Source organism: Undibacterium sp. TC4M20W, from assembly GCF_049340245.1.
Classification (GTDB): Bacteria; Pseudomonadota; Gammaproteobacteria; order Burkholderiales; family Burkholderiaceae_D; genus Undibacterium.
On record NZ_JBMPPI010000056.1, the window covers coordinates 1 to 9,084 of the forward strand.

Consider the following 9,084-nt stretch of genomic DNA (forward strand, 5'->3'; position numbering starts at 1 on the left):
CACCGACATTGCCAGAACTACCAAACAAACCGCTTATCGCATTAAACACGGCCTTTTGGACCATTACTTATGTCAGCAACTCAGAAATCCTTCTATTTCTATGCGTTTTGCGTAAGTCCTAATTAATTAGCAAGATATTGTGTGGTAACGATATATTTTTGCGACAATCCAATGTTTGCTTCACTGAATCTTCCAGATTTTCGATCCCGCAGGCCATAGAATAACCATACACCGATAAAAGTCATCTCATTGATGCAGGAAGAAGAAATCCAAGCTCGCTCTCGTATTTATCGAGATTCGAATCCAATTCTGGATGCACTCCCTGAAGGATATCCAGGTTTGACTTTACATATAGTTCAAATTCAGACTGTTTCATTTTTTTAATTTCTGACAGTTTCAAATGAAATATGACGCAGCTACTCATATTCGGTAGGCTAGAGCCTGCCTCGCTCAAATTTTATTTGATATTGCAACTTACCAGCCCACGCCTGACATAAAGGCTCAACGGGGCTTCTGCTGCTTGGCCTCCATGTACACGCGCAATAACTGATTGATGCGTGTCTGGTAACCCTGGCCTTGTTCCTTGAACCACTCCAGCACATCACTATCGAGGCGGATAGTCACAGCCTGCTTGGCGGGTGCGCGCAATTCTGCACGCTGGAAGAAGTCATCTCCTAACTCAGCAATATCGCTGGTATCAATCTCTTTATCTTTCATCCCAGCCAGGCGTTTCCAGTCTGTTTTAGATGCTTTGCTCATAGCGTTTCACCTCATTTTTTGTTGCCTTACGGGCAGAGATAATGCGAATAACATCTCCCTCCCTTTCCACATAAACCACAACGCCTATCATGCTGCGAATCCATCCCAGGGCAATCCAGCGATCTTCACCATAATCTTCACGACCATCGAAAAGCGTCAGCATGGGATGCTTGAAAATATCAGTCGCATCACTAAAGTCTATGCCGTGCTTGCGGATATTGATTTGATTTTTGTTTTCATCCCATTCAAAACGCATCATTCACCCGTAAATATAGTTGTGCTTATTTTGTATTTACATTTGTATTGACAGTTATTTCAACAGTATAGGACAAGATTACTAGGTTTGCCGAGTTTCGTCTTTTAGGTAAACAAAAACGGGGCCTTCACGGCCCCGTTATCAATACTTGCTATCACGCCATCAAACAACGATAGTCTGATGCTCATCACCTTCACGGGCACGGATTTCACCAATCTTATAGACAGACTCACCAGCAGCAGTCAGTTGTGCCAGGGCTGTATCAGCCAGCTCGGCCGCAACGATGACGACCATGCCTATGCCGCAGTTGAAGACGCGGTGCATTTCTGCATCAGCCACGCCGCCGTGTTGTTGCAGCCAGGTGAACAGGGGTGGCAATGTCCATGCGTCTTTATGCAGGACAGCAGTCAGTTTGTCGCCGAGTACGCGTGGGACGTTTTCTACCAGGCCGCCACCGGTGATGTGGGCCATGCCCTTGACTTCCAGGGTTTCCATCAATGCCAGCAAAGGTTTGACGTAAATACGGGTTGGTGCCATCAGGGCGTCACCGAGGCTACGGCCATGGAAATCAGCATTCAGGTCTGGCTTGGCGACTTCAATGATCTTGCGCACCAGTGAAAAACCATTGGAGTGGATGCCGGAAGAGGCCAGGCCGAGAATGACGTCGCCCGGTTGTATCTTGCTGCCATCAATGATTTTGGATTTTTCTACCGCGCCGACTGCAAAACCAGCCAGATCGTATTCACCGTCAGGGTACATGGATGGCATTTCAGCGGTTTCGCCGCCGATTAATGCGCAACCAGCCTGTTCGCAACCAAAGGCCACGCCCTTGATGACATCAGTTGCCGTAGCAACATCCAGCTTGCCGCAGGCAAAATAGTCGAGGAAGAACAAAGGCTCTGCACCTTGTACCAGGATGTCATTGACACTCATCGCCACTAGGTCGATACCGACGGTGTCGTGTTTGTTGAGGTGGAAAGCCAGTTTCAGCTTGGTGCCGACGCCGTCAGTACCGGAAACCAATACTGGTTCCTTGTATTTTTTACTGACTTCAAACATGGCGCCAAAACCGCCTATGCCAGCCATGACACCTTCACGCATGGTGCGTTTGGCAAAGGGTTTGATGGCATCAACCAGCGCATCGCCGGCAACCATATCGACACCAGCGTCGGCGTAAGAGAGAGAAACAGGGGTAGAAGTGCTCATGATATTCGGCAATAGGGGCAGGAGGCGGTAAAATAGAGGAATTGCCAGAAAAGTCCGGCAAAAACGCTATTTTAACAAATTGACCGCGTATATTGACCGCAAATACGCTGTATTTTGGGCCAGGCAGCAAATTCGATAACTTCTTGACTACTATTTAGCCAAAAACATGCCATTTTCTTTTACGTCGGAGCAAAAACAATCCATGCTGTGGCTGGCCGTGGCAATTGGGCTACTGAGCTTGCTGTCGCTGCTGGGCCCGGTGCTGATGCCTTTTATCGTCGCTGGTATATTGGCTTATGTGCTGACACCCTGGGTAGATAAACTGTGCGCCCTGCGTATCAAGCGATTTGGCCTGCCGCGCTCGGTTGCCGCCACTCTGGTTATTGTGATTTTGATAGCTTCCGTGTTGGCGATGTTACTGATCATGATCCCTATCTTGCAAAAAGAATTGCCGCAATTACAAGATCAGATCCCGCGCTTCTTTGATAAGCTTGATGAAATGCTGTCGCCCTTGCTAAATGAATTTGGCATCAAGGTACGTCTCGACAGTAATGGCATCAAGTCTTTGCTAACGGAGCAAATATCGACCAGTGGCGAAGCCATAGGCAAGGCCGTGCTCAATTCTGTGCGTGTGGGTGGCACTGCCGTTCTGGGCATGGTTGCCAATTTGTTGCTGATCCCTATCGTCTTGTTTTATCTGTTGATGGACTGGCATTCACTGATCAAGCGCCTGAGCCACTTTATCCCGCGCCGCTTTGTCCATAACGTGGCCAATGCTGTGGAAGAGGTCGATGATATCCTCGCGCAATATCTGCGCGGGCAAATCCTGGTGATGATCGTGCTGGCTGTCTATTACTCGGTGGCACTGAGCATTGCCCGCTTTGACCTGGCTTTGCCAGTGGGCATTATCACTGGCTTTTTGGTGTTCATTCCTTATCTGGGTTTTGGATTGGGACTGGTATTGGCAGTGATTGGTGCTATTCTGCAATTTGATGGATTTAGTGGCCTGATGTCGGTTGCCATCATCTATGGCATAGGCCAGGTTGTAGAATCGTTTTACCTTACACCACGCCTGGTGGGCGAGCGTATAGGCCTGCACCCGTTGACGGTGATTTTTGCCTTGATGGCATTCGGGGAGTTGTTTGGTTTTATCGGCATCCTGATTGCGCTGCCAGCATCCGCCGTAATCTCGGTCGCCGTCAAACATATACGCACGTCTTACCTGAACAGTCCTTTTTATAGCCAGACATGAGGCAATTATTACTCGACCTGGACGCGCAAAAGTTGCCGTCCCTCGCCACCTTTGTGGTGGGGCAAAATGCTGAGCTGGCGCAATTGCTGGGCATGTTTGACCAGCGCATTACCAGTCAGTATGGCGAGCGCTCTGTGTATATCTGGGGTGAGCCAGGGGCTGGCAAGACGCATTTACTGCATGCACTGGCAGCAGACGCCACTGCCCGCTATATCCCGGCTGATGCGCCAGAATCTGCCTTTGACTTTACTGAGGGAGTCAGCCTCTACCTGCTTGACGATTGCGACCAGTTGTCGCCACTGAACCAGATTGCCGCCTTTAATCTGTTCAATGAAGCACGTGCCCGTGGTGGTTTTTTGATCGGTGCAGGCAACCGCCCACCGATGATTTTGAATGTACGTGACGACTTGCGCACCCGTTTTGGCTGGGGCCTGATCTACCAAGTGCATGGCCTGACTGACGAAGACAAGATAGCCGCCCTGGAAAAAGCGGCCCAGGCGCGCGGCATACAGATATCCCCCGGCGTGTTACCCTATCTGATTACCCATTACCGCCGCGACATGAGTACGCTGAGCAATATCCTCGACCAGCTGGACCATTACTCACTGGTCACCAAACGCCCTATCACCCTGCCTCTGCTGCGCGAACTGATGTTGCAGCAACAGCAGGACCCTGACAATACGACAGAATAGCATGCGCAATATCGCCTTATTTGATCTTGACCACACCCTGATCCCCATCGATTCTGATTTTGAATGGGGCCAGTTCCTGTGCCGCGTTGGTGCTGTTGATGCCGACGAATTTGCCCGCCGCAATGCAGAGTTTTTTGCACAATACCAGGCTGGCACGCTGGACCCGGTTGAGTACCTGGAATTTGCCCTTGGTACACTGGCGCAATTCCCGCGTACCGAACTGGATGACTTGCATCAGCAATTCATGCAGGAAGTCATACAGCCTGCCTTGTTGCCAGCGGCTTATGATTTAATCAAGAAGCATCAGGATCAGGGCGACCTGATCGCCATCATCACCGCCACCAACCGTTTTGTGACTGCCCCCATTGCGATTGCGCTGGGCGTAGAACACTTAATGGCGGCAGAACCCGAGCTTGATGCCAATGGCAATATCACCGGCAAGCTGCTGGGCGTGCCCAGTTCAGGCGCGGGCAAGGTAGTGCATCTGCAAGACTGGCTGTTAAAGCAAGAAGTTACACAACTAAGGCAACTCAGCGACTTTACCCATAGTTATTTTTACAGCGATTCGCAAAACGATATCCCGCTGTTGGAACGCGTCAGCCATCCTGTCGCAACCAATCCCAATGCCAAATTAAGTGCCCATGCACTGGCAAAAGGTTGGCCTCAACTTCACCTGTTTGACAAGCAATGATCAAGAAATTTATTCGCAAAATACTGGGCGTAAAAAACAAGAGCGATGTCGCCAGCGCCAACCAAAAGCCAACTGTGCTGGGTCCTAAAGACCATGGCATAGACCCGCAACTGGTGTCTGCGAATGCCGTACGCATCACCCAGACCCTGCAAGAGAATGGCTTTAAAGCCTTCGTGGTTGGCGGCGCCGTGCGCGACTTGCTGACTGGTGTCAAACCCAAGGACTTTGACATTGCCACCAATGCCACGCCTGAACAAGTCAAGCGCCTGTTCCGCCGCGCCTTTATCATAGGCCGCCGCTTCCAGATAGTGCACGTGATGTTTGGCCAGGATTTGCTGGAAGTCACTACCTTCCGCGGTGCCGCCACCGATGGCGCACCCAAGGACGAACATGGTCGTGTCTTGCGCGACAATACCTTTGGTGAACAGCATGAAGATGCCGCCCGTCGCGACTTCACCGTGAATGCCATGTATTACGACCCTGCCACACAAACCGTGCTCGATTATCACGGCGGCATGAAAGACATCAAAAAGAAAACCCTGCGCATCATAGGCGTGCCAGAAGCCCGTTACCGCGAAGACCCGGTGCGCATGCTGCGCGTGGTGCGCTTTGCTGCAAAACTGAACTTCACGATAGACGCCTCCACCCGCGCCCCTATCGCCGTGATGGCTCCGCTAATCAACAATGTGCCCGCCGCGCGCGTCTTTGATGAAACACTGAAACTGCTGACCAGCGGCCATGCCATGGCATGCCTGCAGCAATTGCGCAAAGAAGGCCTGCACCATGGCCTGATGCCCCTGCTGGACGTAGTGCTGGAACAACCACTCGGTGAAAAATTCGTCACCCTGGCGCTGGCCAATACTGATGAACGCGTGCAACAGGGCAAAGGCGTCTCACCGGGCTTCTTGTTCGCCTCACTGCTGTGGCACCAGGTCGTCGAGAAATGGGAAGCCTATAAGGCCGCCGGTGAATTCCCCATCCCTGCCCTGCACCTCGCTGCCGATGATGTATTGAACACCCAGACTGACGCCCTGGCAATACAGCGCAAGATAGGCTCGGACATGCGCGATATCTGGGCCATGCAGCCACGTTTTGACAAGCGCGTAGGCAAGACCCCGTACAAGATGCTGGAGCACCCGCGCCTGCGAGCTGGTTACGACTTCTTGCTGCTGCGTTGTGCCTCCGGTGAAATCGATGAAGAGATCGGTGAATGGTGGACAGATTTCATGGAAGGCGACAGCGTAGAACGTGACCGCCTGATAAACACAAAACCCAAAGCAGCCGAAGCTGGCCCCAAAAAACGCAAACCCCGCCGCCGTGCCCCACGCAAGGCAGCCGCAGCAGCCGAATGAGTGTACGAGTGAATTTGCAGGTTTTCATAGGCATAGGTGCCAATCTTGGTGATGCCAGGGCCAGCGTCAGCAAAGCCATAGATGCGCTGGCAAAATTGCCAGACACCACACTCGTGGCGCGGTCTGCCCTGTTTGGCAGTGCGCCCATCGATTCTAGCGGTGACGATTATGTCAATGCAGTCGCAGAACTCTCGACCAGCCTGAGTGCCACCGACGTTCTGCAACACCTGCAAGCCATAGAACTCGCGCATGGCCGCGAGCGCCCCTACCGCAATGCCCCACGCACTCTGGACCTGGATTTGCTCTTGTATGGCGATGAAGAAATCAATACCGCAGACCTGCAAGTCCCCCATCCACGCATGACAGAACGCGCCTTTGTGCTGCTGCCCCTGCTGCAACTGTCTGCCGATATCAGCATCCCCGGCAAAGGCCGCGCGCAAGATTATGTCGCTGCGGTGGCTGAGCAACGCATACAAGAATTACCCATTACCTGAGCGCCTGACCAGGCGATAAGCGAGGCCCCATGCAAATTCCCATCATTGTACAAACCACAGGTTTGTTAATACTCTCCAACGTCTTCATGACGGTAGCCTGGTACGGCCATCTGAAAAGCCTGTCCAGCAAAGCCTGGTGGGTAGCTGCCTTTATCAGCTGGGGCATCGCCCTGTTCGAATACCTGCTGCAGGTGCCCGCCAACAGAATAGGCTACACTGCGTACAGCCTGGCACAGTTGAAGATATTACAGGAAGCCCTGACCTTGATCGTCTTCGTGCCCTTTGCCATGCTTTACATGGGGCAACCGTTCAAGCTTGATTATGTATGGGCGGGCTTGTGTCTGGTTGGAGCGGTTTATTTCATCTTCAGAAGTTAGTAAGTGCTGCCTAAGCTACTGCCACAAATAAATTAAACACAAGACAAGCTTAAAAATACAAAAAAATAAAGTTGAGGATGTAGGTGGAGACAAAATCGCTGTCAAACAAAAACCCAATGACAGCATCACCTCTGGAGAAAAAGAATGGCTGAATATTTGCAAGACCGTAAAGCAGTAAGCATTCCTGGCTTGATCGCAATGCGTGAGAAAGGTGAAAAAATCACCATGCTCACCGCCTACGATGCCAGCTTCGCTTCCCTCATGGACCGTTGCGGCGTAGAGATTTTGCTCATCGGTGATTCCCTGGGCATGGTATGCCAGGGACATGACTCCACCCTGCCAGTGACATTGCAAGATGTGGCCTATCACACTGCGGCAGTAGCACGCGGTAACCAGAAGGCACTGGTCGTGGCCGACATGCCCTTTGGCACGTATGCGACACCGGAAGCCGCATTCAACGCCGCTGTGCAACTGATGCAGGCGGGCGCACAGATGGTCAAGCTAGAAGGCGGCCACTGGCTGGCACCGACCATCAAGTTCCTGACCGAACGCGCGATACCTGTCTGCGCCCACCTGGGCCTGACACCGCAATCCGTACATCAGTTAGGTGGCTACAAGGTACAAGGCAAGACCGATGCCTCCGCCAATCTGCTCAAAGCCGAAGCGTTGGCCGTACAGGAAGCCGGTGCAACGCTACTGGTGCTGGAAGCCATACCCGCCAGCCTCGGCAAGGAAGTCACAGAATCATTGCACATCCCCACCATAGGCATAGGCGCAGGCGTCGATTGCTCAGGCCAGGTACTTGTTATGCACGACCTGCTGGGCGTATTCCCAGGTCGCAAAGCCCGCTTCGTGAAAAACTTCATGGAAGGCCAGACCAGTATTGATGCGGCGGTACAGGCGTATGTGGCGGCAGTGAAAGATCAATCTTTCCCGGCGCTTGAGCATAGTTTCTAGATATTGATTTCCCATTGCCCCCTCCATCAAAAGGGAGGGGCAATGAGCGATCTTCCAACATTCGCGCTGTCACAGTCTATCTTGATGCTGCGCACTGCATTGCAATTTGTAGGGTGCGTTTTAACGCACCGTTTTTTCTTTGCGCACCGCTGATCGCAATCAAGACGTAAGATCAGAAATGGCAAAAGCTTGGGCCTAAACCGCAATCTCAAGAATCTGAGTAAAATCCCGCCGCCATGTCAAACAGATGTCTTGGAAAAACTGATTATTCTGCTCAGAATATCATTCAAAAAATAATCATCTAAAACTAGATTCAAACATCATTCCTTCAAAAACGAGGGAGCAGGATTATATGAATCCGTCACCCCGGTCGCTCGGTAAAATCGTTGCACCTCAGCCAGTGGATATTGTGAAAACCGTGCGCTTGCCAGACCTTTGCAATGCCCAATCTCCACCAGGGATTTATCTGCAGTACAGACTCCAAATAATTCAAGATGCCGTAGGAATGATAACTTCGCGATTGGGTGCAGTGATTCAATCAGCGAAAATTTCCGCGCTGCATCCCAGCCAGGCGACGTAGCTAAAGACAGGCATTCAATGCGTTCAAGTCCGGCCAGATCTTCAATACTAGATATCTTCGGCAGATGCAAAATACTTAAATACCGGAGTTTGGGTAATGACTTCAAAACACTCAGGGAATGATCAGGAAATGATGCAATCGCCAATTCTTCGAGATTCTGAAATTCAGCCAAGGATTCAAGTGTCGAGTATTTGCAGTGCCATATTCTTAGTGTGGTAATTTCCAGCTTACGGTCTGTTACTGGAAATTTTTTTGCCGGGTCTCTCATTAAATCAAGATGCATTTTTCCTCTTCATTTTTACCTGTATTTATTTGTTCATGATACGACCAGCTTCGCTTCCGCTAAATAAATAAGGTAATCCCCCGGCTCTGCCGGGGGACTCCTCAAGGTTTGACCTATACGGCGGTCGGTTTGAAACTTCTATCTCTACCAAAAGAAGGAGTTTCAAGATGAAAGAGTATCAAAGT

The 9,084-nt window shown here is 51.1% G+C and carries 11 protein-coding genes and 1 pseudogene; 8 read left to right on the forward strand and 4 right to left on the reverse strand.

Annotation, left to right across the window (positions count from 1 at the left end; all coding sequences use genetic code 11):
• Positions 1–115, forward strand: a pseudogene (locus ACO0LL_RS30110) (IS701 family transposase); the annotation flags it as partial.
• A 386-nt stretch (positions 116–501) separates the two neighbouring features.
• Here the strand turns inward: ACO0LL_RS30110 and ACO0LL_RS30115 are convergent.
• The 3 genes from ACO0LL_RS30115 to purM form a co-directional block, all read right to left on the reverse strand.
• Positions 502–759 (reverse strand): BrnA antitoxin family protein, encoded by a 258-nt coding sequence (locus ACO0LL_RS30115; RefSeq protein WP_422954503.1) that lies wholly within the window; start codon positions 757–759, stop codon positions 502–504.
• Positions 743–1,015, reverse strand: a complete 273-nt coding sequence (locus ACO0LL_RS30120) for a BrnT family toxin (RefSeq protein WP_422954504.1) — start codon at positions 1,013–1,015, stop codon at positions 743–745. Before ACO0LL_RS30120 ends, ACO0LL_RS30115 begins: the two co-directional genes overlap by 17 nt.
• A 162-nt stretch (positions 1,016–1,177) precedes the next feature.
• A complete protein-coding gene (purM, locus tag ACO0LL_RS30125; RefSeq protein WP_422954505.1) occupies positions 1,178–2,221 on the reverse strand; it encodes a phosphoribosylformylglycinamidine cyclo-ligase in 1,044 nt (347 codons plus the stop codon).
• Positions 2,222–2,387: 166 nt separating this feature from the next.
• Here purM and ACO0LL_RS30130 point away from each other — a divergent pair, with 166 nt between their 5' ends.
• The 7 genes from ACO0LL_RS30130 to panB all read left to right on the forward strand — a co-directional run bounded on the left by ACO0LL_RS30130 (position 2,388) and on the right by panB (position 8,036).
• Positions 2,388–3,473, forward strand: a complete 1,086-nt coding sequence (locus ACO0LL_RS30130) for an AI-2E family transporter (RefSeq protein ID WP_422954506.1) — start codon at positions 2,388–2,390, stop codon at positions 3,471–3,473.
• Positions 3,470–4,165 carry a DnaA regulatory inactivator Hda gene (hda, locus tag ACO0LL_RS30135; RefSeq protein WP_422954507.1) on the forward strand — a complete coding sequence of 232 codons (696 nt, stop codon included), beginning with the start codon at positions 3,470–3,472 and terminating at the stop codon, positions 4,163–4,165. The genes ACO0LL_RS30130 and hda overlap by 4 nt, the downstream gene beginning before the upstream one ends.
• Position 4,166: 1 nt before the next feature.
• A complete protein-coding gene (locus ACO0LL_RS30140) occupies positions 4,167–4,856 on the forward strand; it encodes an HAD family hydrolase (protein ID WP_422954508.1) in 690 nt (229 codons plus the stop codon).
• A complete protein-coding gene (gene pcnB, locus ACO0LL_RS30145) occupies positions 4,853–6,208 on the forward strand; it encodes a polynucleotide adenylyltransferase PcnB (RefSeq protein ID WP_422954509.1) in 1,356 nt (451 codons plus the stop codon). Before ACO0LL_RS30140 ends, pcnB begins: the two co-directional genes overlap by 4 nt.
• Positions 6,205–6,702, forward strand: coding sequence for a 2-amino-4-hydroxy-6-hydroxymethyldihydropteridine diphosphokinase (gene folK / locus ACO0LL_RS30150; RefSeq protein ID WP_422954510.1), 498 nt, complete (start codon positions 6,205–6,207; stop codon positions 6,700–6,702). Before pcnB ends, folK begins: the two co-directional genes overlap by 4 nt.
• A 29-nt stretch (positions 6,703–6,731) precedes the next feature.
• A complete protein-coding gene (locus ACO0LL_RS30155; RefSeq protein ID WP_422954511.1) occupies positions 6,732–7,079 on the forward strand; it encodes a DMT family protein in 348 nt (115 codons plus the stop codon).
• A gap of 144 nt (positions 7,080–7,223) precedes the next feature.
• Positions 7,224–8,036: a 3-methyl-2-oxobutanoate hydroxymethyltransferase gene (panB, locus tag ACO0LL_RS30160; RefSeq protein WP_422954512.1), complete on the forward strand. Its 813-nt coding sequence runs from the start codon at positions 7,224–7,226 to the stop codon at positions 8,034–8,036.
• 320 nt (positions 8,037–8,356) lie between these two features.
• Here the strand turns inward: panB and ACO0LL_RS30165 are convergent, their stop codons facing one another.
• Complete coding sequence (locus tag ACO0LL_RS30165; RefSeq protein WP_422954513.1) at positions 8,357–8,899, reverse strand: hypothetical protein; 543 nt, start codon at positions 8,897–8,899, stop codon at positions 8,357–8,359.
• Positions 8,900–9,084: the final 185 nt, after the last annotated feature.